This is a genomic window from Pseudomonas aeruginosa (genome assembly GCF_001457615.1).
Classification (GTDB): domain Bacteria; phylum Pseudomonadota; class Gammaproteobacteria; order Pseudomonadales; family Pseudomonadaceae; genus Pseudomonas; species Pseudomonas aeruginosa.
This window is the reverse complement of record NZ_LN831024.1, coordinates 3,712,413-3,729,931: the sequence shown is the minus strand read 5'-3', so window position 1 is coordinate 3,729,931 and position 17,519 is coordinate 3,712,413. Positions and strand designations below refer to the sequence as shown.

At 68.3% G+C, this 17,519-nt stretch carries 15 protein-coding genes and 1 pseudogene; 11 read left to right on the top strand and 5 right to left on the bottom strand.

All coding sequences use genetic code 11. From position 1 onward, the window contains the following. The first annotated feature begins 100 nt into the window (after window positions 1-100). From AT700_RS17015 to AT700_RS17000, 4 genes are all read left to right on the top strand, one after another. Complete coding sequence (locus AT700_RS17015; protein WP_048521151.1) at window positions 101-2,758, top strand: sensor histidine kinase; 2,658 nt, start codon at window positions 101-103, stop codon at window positions 2,756-2,758. Window positions 2,759-2,858: 100 nt separating this feature from the next. Further along, window positions 2,859-3,551 carry a response regulator gene (locus AT700_RS17010; RefSeq protein WP_003114598.1) on the top strand — a complete coding sequence of 231 codons (693 nt, stop codon included), beginning with the start codon at window positions 2,859-2,861 and terminating at the stop codon, window positions 3,549-3,551. 120 nt (window positions 3,552-3,671) lie between these two features. Next, window positions 3,672-4,580: a glutaminase B gene (glsB, locus tag AT700_RS17005; protein ID WP_003087537.1), complete on the top strand. Its 909-nt coding sequence runs from the start codon at window positions 3,672-3,674 to the stop codon at window positions 4,578-4,580. Between the two features lie 110 nt (window positions 4,581-4,690). Further along, a complete protein-coding gene (locus tag AT700_RS17000) occupies window positions 4,691-5,296 on the top strand; it encodes a DUF4893 domain-containing protein (RefSeq protein ID WP_003097837.1) in 606 nt (201 codons plus the stop codon). A 3-nt stretch (window positions 5,297-5,299) separates the two neighbouring features. Here the strand turns inward: AT700_RS17000 and AT700_RS16995 are convergent, their stop codons facing one another. Beyond that, entirely contained in the window at window positions 5,300-6,337 is a 1,038-nt protein-coding gene (locus tag AT700_RS16995; RefSeq protein WP_003087542.1) for a patatin-like phospholipase family protein, read from the bottom strand. A gap of 114 nt (window positions 6,338-6,451) precedes the next feature. Between AT700_RS16995 and AT700_RS16990 the strand changes: the two genes are divergently transcribed. The 3 genes from AT700_RS16990 to mnmH all read left to right on the top strand — a co-directional run bounded on the left by AT700_RS16990 (window position 6,452) and on the right by mnmH (window position 8,957). Then, entirely contained in the window at window positions 6,452-6,730 is a 279-nt protein-coding gene (locus AT700_RS16990; RefSeq protein WP_003097836.1) for a hypothetical protein, read from the top strand. A gap of 83 nt (window positions 6,731-6,813) precedes the next feature. Further along, window positions 6,814-7,848, top strand: coding sequence for a selenide, water dikinase SelD (selD, locus tag AT700_RS16985; protein WP_003087546.1), 1,035 nt, complete (start codon window positions 6,814-6,816; stop codon window positions 7,846-7,848). Further along, window positions 7,848-8,957 carry a tRNA 2-selenouridine(34) synthase MnmH gene (gene mnmH / locus AT700_RS16980; protein WP_003087548.1) on the top strand — a complete coding sequence of 370 codons (1,110 nt, stop codon included), beginning with the start codon at window positions 7,848-7,850 and terminating at the stop codon, window positions 8,955-8,957. The genes selD and mnmH overlap by 1 nt, the downstream gene beginning before the upstream one ends. Here the strand turns inward: mnmH and AT700_RS16975 are convergent. Beyond that, window positions 8,936-9,283 carry a GFA family protein gene (locus AT700_RS16975; protein WP_003087550.1) on the bottom strand — a complete coding sequence of 116 codons (348 nt, stop codon included), beginning with the start codon at window positions 9,281-9,283 and terminating at the stop codon, window positions 8,936-8,938. The genes mnmH and AT700_RS16975 overlap by 22 nt on opposite strands. Window positions 9,284-9,420: 137 nt before the next feature. Between AT700_RS16975 and AT700_RS16970 the strand changes: the two genes are divergently transcribed. After that, entirely contained in the window at window positions 9,421-10,029 is a 609-nt protein-coding gene (locus tag AT700_RS16970) for a flavin reductase family protein (protein ID WP_003087553.1), read from the top strand. Between the two features lie 6 nt (window positions 10,030-10,035). On the opposite strand, the gene AT700_RS16965 is transcribed toward AT700_RS16970, so the two are convergent. Continuing rightward, on the bottom strand, window positions 10,036-10,443 hold the full coding sequence (locus tag AT700_RS16965; protein WP_048521150.1) for a DUF5086 domain-containing protein: 408 nt from the start codon (window positions 10,441-10,443) through the stop codon (window positions 10,036-10,038). A 201-nt stretch (window positions 10,444-10,644) separates the two neighbouring features. Here AT700_RS16965 and AT700_RS16960 point away from each other — a divergent pair. Then, window positions 10,645-12,602, top strand: a pseudogene (locus tag AT700_RS16960) (methyl-accepting chemotaxis protein). Here the strand turns inward: AT700_RS16960 and AT700_RS16955 are convergent. Both AT700_RS16955 and AT700_RS16950 read right to left on the bottom strand, forming a co-directional pair. Continuing rightward, on the bottom strand, window positions 12,583-14,304 hold the full coding sequence (locus tag AT700_RS16955; RefSeq protein WP_003140117.1) for a SulP family inorganic anion transporter: 1,722 nt from the start codon (window positions 14,302-14,304) through the stop codon (window positions 12,583-12,585). The pseudogene AT700_RS16960 and the gene AT700_RS16955 sit on opposite strands and share 20 nt — an antisense overlap. Before the next feature lie 142 nt (window positions 14,305-14,446). Beyond that, complete coding sequence (locus tag AT700_RS16950) at window positions 14,447-15,451, bottom strand: NADP-dependent oxidoreductase (RefSeq protein WP_003097826.1); 1,005 nt, start codon at window positions 15,449-15,451, stop codon at window positions 14,447-14,449. Between the two features lie 250 nt (window positions 15,452-15,701). Here AT700_RS16950 and AT700_RS16945 point away from each other — a divergent pair, with 250 nt between their 5' ends. Beyond that, window positions 15,702-16,463 (top strand): SDR family oxidoreductase, encoded by a 762-nt coding sequence (locus AT700_RS16945; RefSeq protein ID WP_003087566.1) that lies wholly within the window; start codon window positions 15,702-15,704, stop codon window positions 16,461-16,463. Between the two features lie 158 nt (window positions 16,464-16,621). Beyond that, window positions 16,622-17,515, top strand: a complete 894-nt coding sequence (locus tag AT700_RS16940) for a bile acid:sodium symporter family protein (RefSeq protein ID WP_003117741.1) — start codon at window positions 16,622-16,624, stop codon at window positions 17,513-17,515. The last annotated feature ends 4 nt before the right edge of the window (window positions 17,516-17,519 follow it).

Genomic DNA, 17,519 nt, shown 5'->3' with positions numbered 1-17,519 from the left:
CAGAGACCCACGCAAGGGCTTGCAATATCGCCGCATCGGCGGATGATCGCCGGCGATCGTCCGCCCTGCGCGGCGCAGAGCAACGGAGTACGACCGATCCATGACCGACACCGCACGCGCCGACGCGCTGCTGGCCGACCTGCCCGCTGACGGGCGCGGCCGCCTGAAAGTCTTTCTCGGCGCGGCGCCGGGGGTGGGCAAGACCTTCGCCATGCTGCAGGCCGCCCAGGCCCAGTTGCGCCAGGGCGTGAAACTGCGCGCCGGGGTGGTCGAGACCCACTCGCGGGCGGAAACCGAGTCCCTCCTCGCAGGCGTGCCGCAGCAGCCGCTGCGCAGCCTCGAGTATCGAGGGATGAAACTGCAGGAAATGGACCTCGACGGTCTCCTTGCCGACCCGCCGGCGCTGGCCCTGGTCGACGAACTGGCCCACAGCAACGTTCCCGGCAGCCGCCACGCCAAGCGCTGGCAGGACATCCAGGAGTTGCTGGCGGCGGGAATCGACGTCTACACAACGGTCAACGTCCAGCACCTGGAGAGCCTCAACGACCAGGTCCGCGACATCACCGGCGTGCAGGTCCGCGAGACGGTGCCGGACTGGGTGTTGCAGGAGGCCTACGAGATCGTCCTCATCGACCTGCCGCCGCGCGAGCTGCTGGAGCGCCTGCGCGAGGGCAAGGTCTACGTGCCGGAACAGGCGCGGGCGGCGATCGATGCGTTCTTCTCGCAGACCAACCTCACCGCGCTGCGTGAACTGGCGATGCAGACCGCCGCCGCGCGGGTCGACGCCGACCTCAACCACCGCTACCGCCAGCGCGGCGAGGAAGCGCCGGCGTTGCGCGGGCGGCTGCTGGTGGGCATCGACGGTGACGAACAGGCCGAACGCCTGGTGCGCCACGCCTGCCGGGTCGCCGAACGTCGGCACCTGCCCTGGAGCGTGGTACACGTCGATACCGGCGGCTTGCGCGGCGAGCAGGCGCGGATGCGCCTGCAGGGTGCGCAGCAACTGGCCGAGCGGCTCGGCGGCGAGATCGTCGTGCTGCGCGCCGGCGAGGTGGCGCGGACCCTCCTGCAACATGCCCGCGAGCGCCGCGCCAGCCTGGTCCTGGTTGGCCAGTCGCGGCGCCGCTGGTACCGCCGGGCCTTCGGCGGTGGTCTCGCCGGGCGTCTGCTGCGCGACGGCCAGGGTCTGGAGATCAGTGCCCTGGACAGCGAGGCCGACCTGCGCCCGGCGGAACCGCGGCCACGCTATCCGGTGGTGTGGAACGACTATCTGCTGGCGCTGCTGGCGACCGCCCTGGCCAGCGGCCTGGCCTGGATCGTGGCGCACCTGCTGGAGCTGCCGAACATCTCCCTGGTGTTCCTGATGGCGGTGCTGCTGGTGGCAGTGCGCAGCAGCCTGATGCCGGCACTGCTGTGCGCGGTGGCGTCGTTCCTGGCCTATGACTTCCTGTTCATCCCGCCGCATTTTTCCTTCGCCATCCATCGCCACGAAGACCTGCTGAGCCTGGCGTTCTTCCTGTTCATGGCCGGCCTCACCGGCAACCTGGCGGCACGCCAGCGGCGCCAGCTGGAGGCGCTGCGCGATACCCAGGAGGAAACCAGCCTGCTGCTGGAGCTGTCGCGCAAGCTCACCGCCGCCACCGACCGCCAGGCGGTGCTGGCCGCCGCCGCCCAGCAGTTCGACGACTGGAAGGACGACGAGGTCTGCCTGCTCGGTCAGGTCAATGGCGAGTGGAAGACCGAGGCCGGCGTGCAGCGGCAACTCGCCGACCAGGAACGGGTCGCCGCGGACTGGGCCTGGGCCCACGACCAGCCGGCCGGCCTCGGTACTGGCACGCTGCCCGGAGGACGCTGGTGGTGGTGGCCGCTGTCGGCGGAAGAGGGACCGCTGGCACTGCTCGGTGTCGCGCCGCTGGACGGCCAGCCGCTGAGCCCGCAGCGCCGGCGCCTGCTCGCCGCCCTCGGCCAGCCTCTGGCCCAGGCCCTGGCGCGGGCTCGCCTGGCCGAGGACCTGGAGGCCGCGCGCCTGCACGGCGAGACCGAGCAACTGCGCAGCGCCTTGCTCGCCTCGGTCTCCCACGACCTGCGCACGCCGCTGACGGCCATGCGCGGCTCCATCGACAGCCTGTTGGCGCTGGGCGAGGCGATCCCGCCGGCGGATCGTCGCGAACTGCTGGAAAGCACCCGCGACGAGGCCGAGCGACTGGACCGCTATATCCAGAACCTGCTCGACATGACCCGTCTCGGCCACGGTGGCCTGAAGCTGGCGCGCGACTGGGTGGCGCCGGGCGACATCGTCGGCAGCGCGCTGAACCGCCTGCGCGCGGTGCTGGCGCCGTACCGGGTGCAGGCGATCGTGGCCAACGACCTGCCGTTGCTCTACGTGCATGCGGCGCTGATCGAGCAGGCGCTGATCAACGTGCTGGAAAATGCCGCGCGCTTCTCGCCGAACCACGGCCGGTTGCGCATCGAGGTCAGCCAGGATGCCGCCGAGCTGCGTTTCGCGGTGAGCGACGAGGGGCCGGGGATTCCCGAGGCCGAGCGGGAGAAGATCTTCGACATGTTCTACACCGCTGCCCGTGGCGACCGCGGTGGCCAAGGCACCGGCCTGGGCCTGGCGATCTGCCAGGGCATGATCGGCGCCCACGGCGGGCGCATCAGCGTCGGCGAAGGCCTCGACGGTCGCGGCACCACGCTGGTCCTGCACCTGCCGCTGCATCCGCAGCCGGACCTCGGGCAACTGGAGGGCGACGAATGAGCCCGGCGCACTTGCCTGGCGCCCGCGCTCGCGCTATTCCTGCCGTTTCCGCGACGCCGCCGCTGGCCTGTCGCCGTGTTCACCTGCCGTGCCGAGTGCCATGACCCAATTGCAGAACAGCATCCTGCTGATCGACGACGAACCGCAGATCCGCAAGTTCCTCCGTATCAGTCTCAATGCCCAGGGCTACCGGGTGCTCGAGGCCGGCACCGGCGAAGAGGGGCTGGCCCAGGCCGCGCTGAACCGACCGGACCTGGTGGTGCTCGACCTCGGCCTGCCGGACCGCGACGGCCAGGACATCCTTCGCGACCTGCGCGAATGGTCGCAGGTGCCGGTGCTGGTGCTGTCGGTGCGCGCCAGCGAGGGCGAGAAGGTACTGGCCCTGGACGGCGGCGCCAACGACTACGTGACCAAGCCGTTCGGCATCCAGGAGTTCCTCGCCCGCGTGCGCGTCCTGCTGCGCCAGGCGGCGCAGGGCGAAAGCCCGGAGGCGTCGGTGGCGGTCGGCCCGTTGCAGGTGGACTTCGCCTATCGCCGAGTCACCCTGGAGGGTGCGGAAGTGGCGCTGACGCGCAAGGAGTATGCAGTGCTCGCCGCGCTGGCACGCCATCTCGGACGGGTAGTGACCCAGCAGCAACTGCTCAAGGATATCTGGGGTCCGACCCATGTCGAAGACACCCATTACCTGCGGGTCGTGGTCGGCCACCTGCGGCAGAAACTCGGCGACGATCCGGCCAGCCCGCGCTTCCTGGTGACCGAGGCGGGCGTCGGCTATCGCCTGCGCGACAGCTGACGCGCAGCGCAATTCTGCGCGAGGGGCATGCCTCCCGCGCGTTCATCGCCTATGATGCCGCGCATTCGCGCTGGCCCGGATGCGCCGGGTCGGCGCCCCGGTGTCACGACGAAGGTCATCATGCAGCAACTGTTGAACGAGATTCTCGATGAAGTCCGCCCGCTGATCGGGCGCGGCAAGGTCGCCGACTACATTCCCGCGCTCGCCGGCGTCGAGCCGAACCAACTGGGGATCGCCGTGTACAGCCGCGACGGCGAGCTGTTCCATGCCGGCGACGCCCTGCGGCCGTTTTCCATCCAGAGCATTTCCAAGGTGTTCAGCCTGGTCCAGGCGATCCAGCATTCCGGCGAGGACATCTGGCAACGCCTCGGCCACGAGCCCTCCGGCCAGCCTTTCAACTCCCTGGTGCAGCTGGAGTTCGAGCGCGGCAAGCCGCGCAACCCGTTCATCAATGCCGGCGCCCTGGTGATCTGCGACATCAACCAGTCGCGTTTCGCCGCGCCGGCGCAATCGATGCGCGATTTCGTCCGGCGCCTGTGCGGCAACCCGGAAGTGGTGTCGGACTCGGTGGTGGCGCGCTCGGAGTACCAGCACCGCTCGCGCAACGCGGCGGCGGCCTACCTGATGAAATCGTTCGGTAACTTCCACAACGACGTCGAGGCGGTGCTGCTCAGCTATTTCCATCATTGCGCGCTGCGCATGAGCTGCGTCGACCTGGCGCGGGCGTTCTGCTTCCTCGCCGACAAGGGCTTCTGCAAGCACAGCGGCGAGCAGGTACTCAACGAGCGGCAGACCAAGCAGGTCAACGCGATCATGGCCACCAGCGGGCTCTACGACGAGGCCGGCAACTTTGCCTATCGGGTCGGCCTGCCAGGCAAGAGCGGTGTCGGCGGCGGCATCATCGCGGTAGTGCCGGGGCGCTTCACGGTCTGTGTCTGGTCGCCGGAACTGAACGCCGCGGGCAATTCGCTGGCGGGTATCGCCGCGCTGGAGAAACTCAGCGAGCGGATCGGCTGGTCGATCTTCTGAAACCGCCGCCCGTCGTGGCGGCGCTCGAATTCCCGGCGCCGCTGCGCTATGTTCTGCGGCTACCGCTTGCCGGCGCCGGATGCGCCGGTCCACTCGCCAGGAAGGTCGCCATGTCCCGTCCGATCCCCGTTTCCCGTGTCTTCGCCTGCCTCACCGTTCTCGCCGCCTGCGCGCATGCCGGCGCCGCCGAACCGGACTGGCGTGGCTACACCAGCGAACAGCAGCAGCGCAGCGTGCTGGCCGTCGAGCAGGACGCCGAGGCCATCAACAAGCGCTACTACGACAGTGCCTTCGAGGAATTCCTGCCGGAACTGGAGCAACTGGAACTCAGCCTGGCGCAGCCCGTCGTCGCCGTCGACGAGAAAGGCCTGCTGGGCGACTGGAAGTGCCGCTCGACCCAGGCCGACCAGTACGGCATCTATCGCTATCCGAACTTCCAGTGCCGCATCCGGCGTACCGACCGCGGCCTGTTCCTGGAGAAGACCAGCGGTTCGCAGCGGGTCAGCGGCTACCTGTTCCGCGAAGGCACGCAGCGCTACGTGTTCCTCGGCGGCGCCACGGTCAACGACGAGCCCCAGGTGGCCTTCAGTGGCCTGGCCCACGGCGCGCCGGCTGAGTCCGACGTGGTCGCGCTGCTGCGCCCGCACGCCGGTGGCTTCCTCCTGCTGTTCCCGGAACGGCGCGGCGGCTACGAGGTCCTCGAGTTCAGCCGCTGAGGCTCAGGCGTTGTCTTCCTCGTAGCGGTCCAGGGTGTCGCTGGCGATCTGCCGGCCGAGGGCGATCAATTCCGGCGCCTTGTAGAACTCGAAGAAGCGGCAGACCCGCTTCGGCACGTTGATCAGGATGTCCGGCGGGTAGCCGGCGATCTTGTACTGCGCCAGCGAGGTCTGCATCACCTCGAAGCTCTGGTTGACCAGTTCCAGCAGCGATGCCGGACCGCTGCTTTCCACCACCGTGGTGCCGCTGGCCGACTTCGGCGAGTCCTTGCCTTGCGGCGCCGCGGCCGGCTGTTGCAGTTGCGGCTCGGCGGGCTCCTCGGATTCCGCCGGAACCGGATGGAGCAGGGCGTCGGCGCTCAGCTCCGGCGGGGTATTGTCGTCGCCGTGGCGGCGGAAGAACGAGAGTTTGTGGCCGAGGCTCTCGATCATGCTGTCGAAGCGCCCCTTGAGCGCGGCCGGACGCTCGATCACCGGCAGGTGGTACTGCTTCTGGTTGGTGGCGTTGAGGTTGACCGCGATGATCAGGTCGCTGTGGGCCGACACCACCGGCACGATCGGCAACGGGTTGAGCAGGCCGCCGTCGACCAGCATGCGGCTGCCCTGCATGACCGGTGTGAACAGGCTGGGGATTGCCGCCGAGGCGCGCATGGCCTGGTGCAGGCAGCCTTCCTGGAACCAGATTTCCTGCTGGTTGGTGAGGTCGGTGGCAACCGCCGTGTAGGGAATCGACAGGTCCTCGATGTTTACCTCGCCGAGGATCTCGTGGATCTTGCCGAACACCCGCTCGCCGCGGATCGCGCCGAGGCGGAAGCTGACGTCGAGCAGGCGCAGCACGTCGAGGTAATCCAGGCTTTCCACCCACTCGCGGTACTCGCGCAGCTTGCCGGCGGCGTAGATGCCGCCGATCACCGAGCCCATGGAACAACCGGCGATGCAGGTGATCTCATAGCCGCGTGCCTCGAGTTCCTCGATCACGCCGATGTGCGCGTAGCCGCGCGCACCGCCGGAGCCCAATACCAGGGCGACCTGTTTGCTCATCTGCAACCCCTTGCCAATACTGCGTGACGAAGCGAAAACGATACGCGTGTCGCCCGGCCGCCGCCAAGTGCGTCGCGGCGATGCGCGGCCCTTTCCCTGTCCGGAGATCGTTCGATGAAAACCTGGATCGTTCTGCCCGTCCTTGCCCTGACCCTGGCCGGCTGCGCCGGCAAGACCGCCTACCGGGAGAACTGCGCCGACCAGTTGGACGCGGCCTGGAAGGAACTCGACCTGGCCAAGGCCGAAGGTTTCGCCGGCACCGTCAGCTACTCGAAGGCCCTGACCCTGCTCACCGGGGCCAAGACCCAGCAGCAGTTCGAGGCCTACGAGGGCTGCACCAGCAAGGCCGAGAAGGCGCGCTTCTATATCCGCGAGTCGCGCGCCGGGCGCTGAGCCGGGCGCGGCGATCGGTCCTCTGGCGGCGGCGCCGGCTTTGCTAGAATGGGCACTTTTCCGACATCCACGGGAGTACACCGATGAGCGAGGCGATCCGCCTGACCCAGTACAGCCACGGCGCCGGCTGCGGCTGCAAGATTTCGCCCAAGGTACTGGAGGTGATCCTCGCCGGCAGCGGCGCGCAGAACCTCGATCCGAAGCTCTGGGTCGGCAACGCCTCGCGCGACGACGCGGCTGTCTACGCCCTCGACGAGGAGCGCGGGGTGGTCTCCACCACCGATTTCTTCATGCCGATCGTCGACGACCCCTTCGACTTCGGCCGTATCGCCGCGACCAACGCCATCAGCGATATCTACGCCATGGGCGGCGACCCGCTGATGGCCATCGCCATCCTCGGCTGGCCGGTCAACGTGCTGGCCGCGGAAGTCGCCCGCGAGGTGATCGCCGGCGGCCGCAAGGTCTGCGAGGAAGCCGGCATCCCGCTGGCCGGCGGACACTCCATCGACGCCCCCGAGCCGATCTTCGGCCTGGCCGTGACCGGCGTGGTGGAGAAGCGCTTCATGAAACGCAACGACACCGCCGAGGCCGGCTGCAGGCTGTACCTGACCAAGCCGCTGGGCATCGGCATCCTCACCACTGCCGAGAAGAAGGCCAGGCTGCGCGCCGAGGACGTCGGCGTGGCGCGTGACTGGATGTGCACCCTGAACAGGCCCGGCGCGCGCTTCGGCCGGTTGGCGGGGGTCAAGGCGATGACCGACGTCACCGGTTTCGGCCTGCTCGGCCACCTGGTGGAAATGGCCGACGGCAGCAAGCTCACCGCACGCGTGGAGTACGCCGCGGTACCGCGCCTGGCCAGTGCCGAATATTACCTGGAGCAGGGCTGCGTGCCTGGCGGCACACTGCGCAACTTCGACAGCTATGGCGAGCGCATCGCGCCACTGCCGGAAGTGCAGAAGCTGTTGCTTTGCGATCCGCAGACCAGCGGCGGCCTGCTGGTGGCGGTGGCTCCGGAAGGCGAGGCGGAGTTCCTCGCCGTGGCGGCGGAACTCGGCCTGCAACTGGCGCCGATCGGCGAGCTGGTCGAGCGACAGAGTCTCGCGGTACAGGTGCTGTAATGCGCGACAACACCCAGCACTACCGCGAACTGTTTCTCGACGATATCCCCCTGATGGATGTGCGCGCCCCGGTGGAGTACCACAAGGGCGCCTTTCCCAACACTGTCAACCGGCCGCTGATGAACGACATCGAGCGGCAGAAGGTCGGCACCAGCTACAAGCAGCACGGCCAGCAGGCCGCCATCGCCCTTGGCCACGAACTGGTCTGCGGGGCGCTCAAGGCCGAACGGCTGGCGGCCTGGAAAGCCTTCGCCGAAGCCAACCCGAACGGCTACCTGTATTGCTTCCGCGGCGGCCTGCGCTCGCAGATCGTCCAGCAGTGGCTGAAGCAGGACGCCGGCATCGACTACCCACGGGTGATCGGCGGCTACAAGGCGTTGCGCAACTTCCTTTTCGAAACCACCCGCGCGGCGGTCGACGAGTGCGATTTCGTGCTGGTCGGCGGCCTCACCGGTTGCGGCAAGACCGAGGTGATCGCGGCGCTGGACAACAGCCTCGATCTCGAAGGCCACGCCAACCACCGCGGCTCCAGCTTTGGCCGGCGAGCCACGCCGCAGCCGGCGCAGATCGACTTCGAGAACCGCCTGGCCATCGACATCCTGAAGAAGCGTCATCGTGGCGTCGGCCAGTTCGTCCTCGAGGACGAGGGGCGGATCGTCGGCAGCTGCTCCTTGCCGCTGGAGCTGTACCAGGGCATGCAGGGCTACCCGCTGGTCTGGCTGGAGGATGCCTTCGAGCAGCGTGTCGAGCGTATCCTCAGGGACTACGTGATCGACCTGCGCAGCGAGTTCGAGCGTGTGGTGGGCGTGGAGGAGGGCTTCGCCGCCTTCTCCGCCTACCTGCAGAAGAGCCTCGCCGGCATCGTCAAGCGCCTCGGCGGCGAGCGCTACCAGCGGCTGGCGGCGATCCTCGTGCAGGCGCTGGAAGAGCAGGGCCGCGACGGCTCGGTGGATACCCATCGCGGCTGGATCGAGGGGCTGCTCAAGGAGTACTACGACCCGATGTACGCCTTCCAGCGGCAGAGCAAGGAAGACCGCGTCGAGTTCCGCGGCAACCAGGCCGAGGTGATCGGCTACCTGCGCCAGCGTCAGGCGTTGCGGCCATCGTAGTGCTGTACCGGGAGCGCGCTGGCGTCGATGTCCTCCAGGCAGCGCGCGTTGACCGCGGCCATCGCCTGGCCGTCCGGGCCTATGCCTTCGCTGAACGGCGCGCAGCCGCAGGTGGGGCAGAAGTGATGCTGCAGGCGATGGGTGTTGAAGGTGTAGGTGTGCATCGCGCTGGCCGGCGTCTTCAGCGCCAGACGGTCGCGCGGGACGAACCACAGCAGCCAGCCGCGCCGGCTGCACAGTGAACAGTTGCACTGGATCACCTGGTCGAGGTCGCCTTCGACTTCGTAGGCGATGGTTCCGCAGTGGCAGCTTCCTCGATAGTTCATGGCAGGGCTCCTGGGTGAGGGTAGGGCAAGTCTAGCCGCTGCTTCCAGGTGGCGCAGGGCCTCGGCGCAGACGGTCGCGAGAGCTGCGGGGCTGCGGCATAATCGGCGTCCCCTCCGTCGATTTCCGCGAGACCGCCATGCAACTGGACTTCACCACCATCGCTCCCGCCGAGGCCTATCGCTGGTTGGCTTCCACCGTCACCCCGCGACCGATTGCCTGGGTCTCGACCCTGTCCGCCGAGGGCGCCAGCAACCTGGCCCCGTTCAGCTTCTTCCAGGTGATCAGCGACGAGCCGCCGACCCTGATGGTCAACGTCAGCCTGCGCGACGACGGCAGCCTCAAGGACACCCTGCGCAACGTCCAGGCCACCGGGCAGTTGGTGATCCACCTGGTCGGCGCCGCCCAGGCAGAGACCATGAACGCCACCTCCGCCTGGCTGCCCCATGGCGTGAGCGAGATCGAGACGGTCGGCATCCCTACCGTGTCCAGCGTACGCGTGGCGCCGCCGCGGATCGCCGCGGCGGCGGTGGCCTTCGAGTGCGAGGTGGCGGAGATCAAGCCGTATCCGGCGGAGAACCCCAATTGCCACCTGATCTTCGCCCGCGTGCTGCTGGCCCATGTCGACGATGCCGTGCTGGCCGACGAGCGCCATGTGGATAGCGACAGGCTCGACCTGGTCGGTCGCCTGGGCGGCAGCCACTACAGCTATACCCGCGACACGTTCAGCATGATCCGGCCCAGGTAGTCGGGCTCAGTCCGGCGCCCGCAGGCACTCGTCGACCGTGCGCCGGCACACCGGCGCCTGGCCCGCGGCCTGGCGTTCCTGCCACTGGCGATAGGCGAACTGGTAGCTTTCCGGATACACCCCGCCGCGTTTCAGCGGCGCCACGATACTCGCGCGCAGCGCCTGTTCGGTCAGCGCCAGGTGCGCGGCCAGGCGCTGGAACTGCCAGGGCTGCTGGCCCTGGCGGCGCTCCAGGACCTCGACGTGGTACAGGCCGTCGGCCGCCGCGCTCGACAGGTTGTGCACGATCAGCCAGCGCGACAGGCCCGGCGTCGCCGGCAACGACCAGAGCGGCTGCTCGATCGGGCCGCTCCAGTCGGCCAGGGCGGGGGCGCACAGACTCAGCGACAGCAACAGCGGCAATACGGGACGCATGGCAAGCTCCTTTTTCCATGGGGCGCCCAGTATGGCTCCGCGGCCGCCCGACGTCAGCCCGGATATCCTGGAAACGACCTGCGCATATCTCTCCTGGCCATTATCGTGCCACTACCTTGCCCGGCCGCTCAGGTTCGGCGAAAAACGCGCGACACAGCGGGAAATGCGCACGCAGACGGCGCGTCACGGGGGAGGGGAGTCATGCTGGGGTTGCTGCGCAGGCGTCTGGCCGATCTCGGCACGGCGAAGAAACTGGCCATCGGTTTTACCCTGGTCCTGCTATTGACCGCGCTGGTGGCCGCGCTCGCGGTGCTCTCGCTGCATGCGCTGGGGCAGCGCTTCGCGCGCCTGCAGGAGATGAGCGCGATCAATCGCGACGTGCTGGAGGTTCGCCAGGCCGAGAAGGACTTTGCCCTGCACGGGGAAAGAGCGACGCCGAGCGCTTGCGCCAGCGCCTGGCCGCGACCCTCGAACGGGTGGGCCGGCTCAAGGCCGACGGCGACGCCGATCAGGCGCTTGGCATGGCCGAGGTGGAGCAGGTGCTGGCGGCGTACCTCGAAGCGTTCGGCCGCTTCGAGCAGTCCATCCAGGGACGCCAGTTGGCTTGGGAAAGCGCCAGCTGGTCGCTGAACGGCGCCGCCAACAGCCTCGATATCCTCCAGTCCAGCCTGGCCGAGGATGGCGCCTATGCGCTGAAGGAGAGCCAGGGGCACGACGGCGAGCCGCTGTTGCAGCAGGCGGCCCAGGTCGCCCAGGTCAATCGCCTGGTCCTTCAGGGGCTGGACGAGGCCCGCTCGCGTCTCGAAGCGCGCGCCGCGGATGCGCAGGAGGGGCCGCCGAAATCGCTGCGCGAGGCGCTGGAGCTGGCAGCCCTGCTGGAGCAGGCGATCACCGACGATGCCTACGTGTCGGTGGTCAAGGACGTGCTGACCAATATCCGCGGTTTCGCCGACAAGCTCGCCGAGTACCGCGCCAGTCAGCGCCAGGAGCGGCAGATGTACGCCGCCATGGGCGAGCGCGCCGGGCAGGTGATGGCGCGTGTCGACCGTAGCTGGGAGGCGCAGCAGCAGGCCATGCTCCACAGCCTGCGGACAAACTCCCTGCTGATCGTCGGCGCCGCCGTGCTGGCGCTGCTGGTGGGCCTGGGCGCGGCCTTCGGCATCAGCCTGCTGATCGTCCGTCCGCTGCGCCAGGCGATGGGTGTGGCGCAGCGGATCGCCGAAGGCGACCTTGCGGTACGGGTCGACAGCGAGCGGCGCGACGAGGTTGGCCAACTGATGGCCGCGATGCGCGCCATGACCGGCAGCCTGCGCGGTATCGTCAGCCAGTTGCAGGACGGCGTCGGGCGGATTGCCGGCGCTTCCGAGGCGCTGTCCGGCGTTACCACGCGCACCCGCCTGGGAATCGACAGCCAGCGGGCGGAAACCGAACAGGTGGCCACGGCGATGAACCAGATGGCCGCCACCGTCCATGAAGTGGCGCACAACGCCGAGGAAGCCGCGGGGGCGGCGGAAAGCGCCGACGGCAAGGTCAGCGTCGGCCAGGAGGTGGTACGCCAGACCCTGGAGCGGATCGAGCGACTGGCCGAGGCGGTGCGCGCGGCCACCGCCAGCGTCGAGGCGCTGAGCGCCGACAGCCAGCGCATCGGCAGCGTGCTGGACGTGATCAAGAGCGTGGCCGAGCAGACCAACCTGCTGGCGCTGAACGCCGCCATCGAGGCGGCGCGGGCCGGCGACCAGGGTCGAGGCTTCGCCGTGGTCGCCGACGAGGTGCGGGCGCTGGCGCGGCGCACCCAACAGTCCACGGCCGAGATCGAGACCCTGATCGGTGCCTTGCAGAATGGCACGCAGCAGGCGGTGCAGCGTATGCAGCGCAGCCACCAGTTGGTGGACCAGAGCGTCGACGACGCGTTGCAGACCGAGGCGGCGCTGGGCAACATCGCCACGGCGGTGGCGCTGATCCAGAAGATGAACCAGCAGATCGCCGCGGCCTCCGAGCAGCAGAGCGCGGTCGCCGAGGAGATCAACCGCAGCGTCACGGCGATCCGCGAGGTGGCCGATCAGTCGGCCCAGGCCATGCAGTCGACGGCTTCGTCCAGCGAACAACTGGCGGAGCTGGGCCGCGAACTACAGGGCATGGTCAGGCATTTCCGCTTGTAGCCGCGGCCTGGGCGGCGAGTCTTTCCTGCTGGCGCAGCCAGTAGCGATAGGCACTGACCCCGGAGCGCACCGAGCTGAACACCAGCGGCGGCTTGATCTCGCCGAGCATGCTCGAGCGTTGCAGCAGGTCCAGCGTCTGCCCGGTCACCCGCGCCAGCGACAGGTGCACGCCCTGGGCCTTGAGGATCTGTTGCACCTCGTGGAGGGTGGCCAGGCCGCTGATGTCGAGGTTGGTCATGGCTTCGGCGTTGAGCAGCACCGCATTCGGCCGCTCGCTGCCGTCCACCACGGCAAGCACCCGCTGCTTGAAGTAGTCGGCGTTGAAGAACAGCAGGGGGGCGTCGAAGCGGTAGATCACCAGGCCGGGAAGAGTGGTGGCCTGCGGGTACTTGGCCAGCTCGACCTGGCCGTCGATGCCGTGCATCCAGCCGAGCACCGCGTCGCTCGGGCGATAGGTGTAGTAGAGCAGGCGCAGTACGGCGATGCTGACGGCGACGAAGATTCCCGGCAGCACGCCGACGCTGAGCACGCCGACGGTGGTCAGCAGGCAGAGGCTGAACTCGAAGCGGCTGAGCTTCCAGAAGCCCTTCAGCGCCTGCACGTCGATCAGGCCCCAGCCGGCCAGCAACAGGACCGCGCCGAGCGCCGGCATCGGCACCCAGCCCAGGGGCTTGTTCAGCAGCAACAGGGTGGCGGCGATCACCAGTGCGGCGATCACGCCGACCAGTTGGGTCTTGCCGCCGACCATGTCGTTCACCGCGGTGCGTGAGTCGGCGCCGCTGATGGCGAAGCCCTGGGAGACCCCGGCGCCGATGTTGGCCAGGCCGAGGGCGACGAATTCGTGGTTGGCGTTGATGCTGTAGCCGTGACGGGCGGCGAAGCTGCGCGCGGTGAGCATGGCGCTGCAGAAGCTGACCACGGTAATGCCGGTGGCGTCGCGCAGCAGGCTTTTCAGTTCCTCCAGGCTGGTCTGCGGCCAGCTCAGTTGCGGCAGCCCGGCCGGTACCTCGCCAAGCAGTTCCACGCCGTAGCGATCCAGGCCCAGCAGCGCCGCGGCGAGGCTGGCCAGGAGGACGCCGCAGAGCGCCCCGGGCAACTGCGGGAAGCGCCGCGGCAGCAGCACCATCAGCAAGAGCGAGAGGCTGCCGAGGATCAGCGTCGGCCAATGGATGTGCAGCAGGTTCTCCAGCAGCGCGAGGATGCCGGCGACGAAGCCGCTGGTCGCCGCCTCGTAGCCGAACAGCTTGCCCAGTTGCCCGACCAGCAGGCTCAGGCCGATGCCGTTGAGGTAGCCGACCAGGATCGGTCGCGAGAGGAAGCTGGCGATGAACCCGGCGCGGGCCAGGCCGGCGACGATGGAGAACAGCCCGACCATGATCGCGACGATCATCGACAGGTCCACCAGGCGCTGCGGATCGCCCGCCGCCAGCGGGGTGATGGCGGCGGCGACCATCGCCGCGGTCGCCGCGTCGGGGCCTACCATCAACTGCCGCGAGCTGCCGATCAGGGCGTAGATCAGCATCGGCAGGATGCACGCATAGAGGCCTACCTGGGGCGGGAAGCCGGCGATCTGGGCGTAGGCGATGGCGGTGGGGATCTGGATCGCCGCTACCGACAGCCCGGCCTGGACATCCGGACGGAACCAGGCGCGGCGGTAGTGGAGCAGGCTATCGAGTCCGGGTACCCAGCGGGCGAGTGGCATGCGGCTGATTCCTTGCAGGCGCGGATGCCGCAGCTTAGCCCGAAGGACAGGCGGCAGGATTGCCGGGAATCATTATTTCTTCAGTGCACACGCTCTTCGAGGCGAGGCGCTATCCGCCGCTTCTTCGCGCCGGCGGCGGACCTCAGACCTTCAACACCAACTTGCCGAAGTTTTCCCCGCTGAACAGCTTGAGCAGCGTTTCGGGGAAGGTCTCCAGGCCTTCGACGATGTCCTCGCGCGATTGCAGCTTGCCTTCCGCCAGCCAGGTGGCCATCTCCTTCAGGCCTTCTGGGAAGCGCTGGGCATAGTCCATCACCACCATGCCTTCCATGCGCGCCCGATTGACCAGCAGCGACAGGTAGTTGGCCGGGCCGCGCACCGCTTCCTTGTTGTTGTACTGGCTGATCGCCCCGCAGAGGACGATGCGTGCCTTGAAGGCGATGCGGGTGAGCACTGTGTCGAGGATTTCGCCGCCGACGTTGTCGAAGAACACATCGATACCCTTCGGGCATTCGCGCTTGAGTCCGGCGGCGAGGTCTTCGTTCTTGTAGTCGATGGCGCCGTCGAAGCCCAGTTCTTCGACCAGGAAGCGACATTTCTCGGCGCCGCCGGCGATGCCCACCACCCGGCAGCCCTTGAGCCTGGCGATCTGCCCGGCAACGCTGCCCACCGCACCGGCGGCGCCGGAGATCACCACGGTCTCGCCGTTCTTCGGCTGGCCGACGTCGAGCAACGCGAAGTAGGCGGTCATGCCGGTCATGCCCAGCGCCGAGAGATAGCGTGGCAGCGGCGCGCGGGACGGGTCGACCTTGTAGAAACCCTTGGGCTCGCCGATGAAATAGTCCTGCACGCCGAGGGCGCCGTTGACGTAGTCGCCGGCCTGGAAGCCGGGGTGCTTCGAAACCAGCACCTTGCCGACGCCGAGCGCACGCATCACCTCGCCGATCCCCACCGGCGGGATGTAGGAGCGGGCGTCGTTCATCCAGCCGCGCATCGCCGGGTCCAGCGACAGGTACTCGTTCTTCACCAGGATCTGGCCCTCGGCCGGTTCGCCGAGCGGGGTTTCGACGAAACTGAAGGTGTCGCGGCCGGGCAGCCCGCTGGGACGCTGGGCCAACTGGTATTGCCGATTGATCTGGGAGGTCATGGCAGGGCACTCGAATGTCGGGAAACAGGCCCCTAGGGATAGCTGGCGCCGGCGCCGGCGGCAAGCGAAGGCGAGTGCGGAAATGACCGGTCATCTATGCCGATGATTCGCCGCCATCAGTCTTATCAGCGGGCTGGATGGCCCATCCTCCAGTCCCCTGATAGTGCTATGCCTTGCGCCGGCCCTGGCTAGACTGGCGCGGCCCAGTTCCGTCGCGGTTGGCGGAAGGCGATTTTCCGAGGAGCAGCAGATGAGCAAACTTCTTTCCGGCCAGGTCGCGCTGGTCACTGGCGGTGCGGCGGGCATCGGCCGCGCTACCGCGCTGGCCTTCGCCGCCGCCGGGGTCAAGGTGGTGGTCGCCGACCTGGACAGCGCCGGCGGCGAGGGCACGGTCGAAGCGATCCGCCAGGCAGGTGGCGAAGCCCTCTTCATTCGCTGCGACGTCACCCGCGACGCCGAGGTCAAGGCGCTGGTAGAGGGTTGCGCAGCGGCCTACGGCCGTCTCGACTATGCCTTCAACAACGCCGGTATCGAGATCGAGCAGGGCAAGCTGGCCGACGGCAACGAAGCCGAGTTCGACGCCATCATGGCTGTCAACGTGAAGGGCGTCTGGTTGTGCATGAAGCACCAGATCCCGCTGATGCTGGCCCAGGGCGGTGGCGCGATCGTCAACACCGCCTCGGTCGCCGGGCTCGGCGCGGCGCCGAAGATGAGCATCTACGCTGCTTCCAAGCACGCGGTGATCGGCCTGACCAAATCGGCGGCGATCGAGTACGCGAAGAAGGGCATCCGCGTCAACGCCGTGTGTCCGGCGGTGATCGACACCGACATGTTCCGCCGCGCCTACGAGGCCGATCCGCGCAAGGCCGAGTTCGCCGCCGCGATGCATCCGCTGGGTCGGGTCGGGCGGGTCGAGGAAATCGCCGCCGCGGTGCTCTATCTGTGCAGCGACAACGCAGGCTTCACCACCGGTATCGCCTTGCCGGTGGACGGCGGGGCGACGGCGATCTGAGCGGGCGGCGATACAACCGGGATGCCCCGGCGCGGGGCATTCGCATTCTGTTACAGGTCGGCGCGCGGTTTGGCGCGCCAGGCCACTGCCGGGGGACTAACCTGGGTCGAGAATCCGGGGCCTGAGCCCGTCTCCATCGCATCGGAGCAATAACAATAATGACCGCCGATCCCATCCTGACCCTGTTCCTCCCCATCGCCCTGGGCATCATCATGCTCGGTCTCGGACTGTCCCTGACCCCGGCCGACTTCCTCCGCGTGGTGCGCTACCCGAAGCCGGTGCTGGTCGGCCTGGTGTGCCAGATCGTCCTGCTGCCCCTGGCCTGTTTCCTGATCGTCCAGGGCTTCGCCCTGGAGGCGGCCCTGGCGGTCGGCATGATGTTGCTGGCGGCCTCGCCCGGCGGCACCACCGCCAACCTCTACAGCCACCTGGCGCATGGCGACGTGGCACTGAACATCACCCTGACCGCGGTGAACTCGGTGATCGCCATCCTCACCATGCCGCTGATCGTCAATCTGTCGCTGCAATACTTCATGGGCGACGGGCAGGCGATTCCCTTGCAGTTCGGCAAGGTCGTGCAGGTCTTCGTCATCGTCCTCGGCCCGGTGGCCATCGGCATGCTGGTGCGCAACCGCCTGCCGGCCGTGGCGGATCGCCTGCAGAAGCCGGTGAAGATCCTTTCCGCGCTGCTGTTGCTGGTGATCATCCTGCTGGCGCTAGCCAAGGACTGGCAGACCTTCGTCACCTACGCGCCGGTGGTCGGGCTGGCCGCGCTGGCCTTCAACCTGCTGAGCCTGGCGGTGGGCTACTGGGTGCCGCGCCTGCTGCGCCTGCCGAAGGCCCAGGCGGTGGCCATCGGCATGGAGATCGGCATCCACAACGGCACCCTGGCGATCGCCCTGGCGCTGAGTCCGAGCCTGCTGAACAACAGCACCATGGCGATTCCGCCGGCGATCTACGGAGTGCTGATGTTCTTCACCGCGGCGGCCTTCGGCTGGTGGGTCAGCCGTGGCCACCAGGCCGCGCCGGCGCCCGTGACGGCGCCGGACTGAGGTC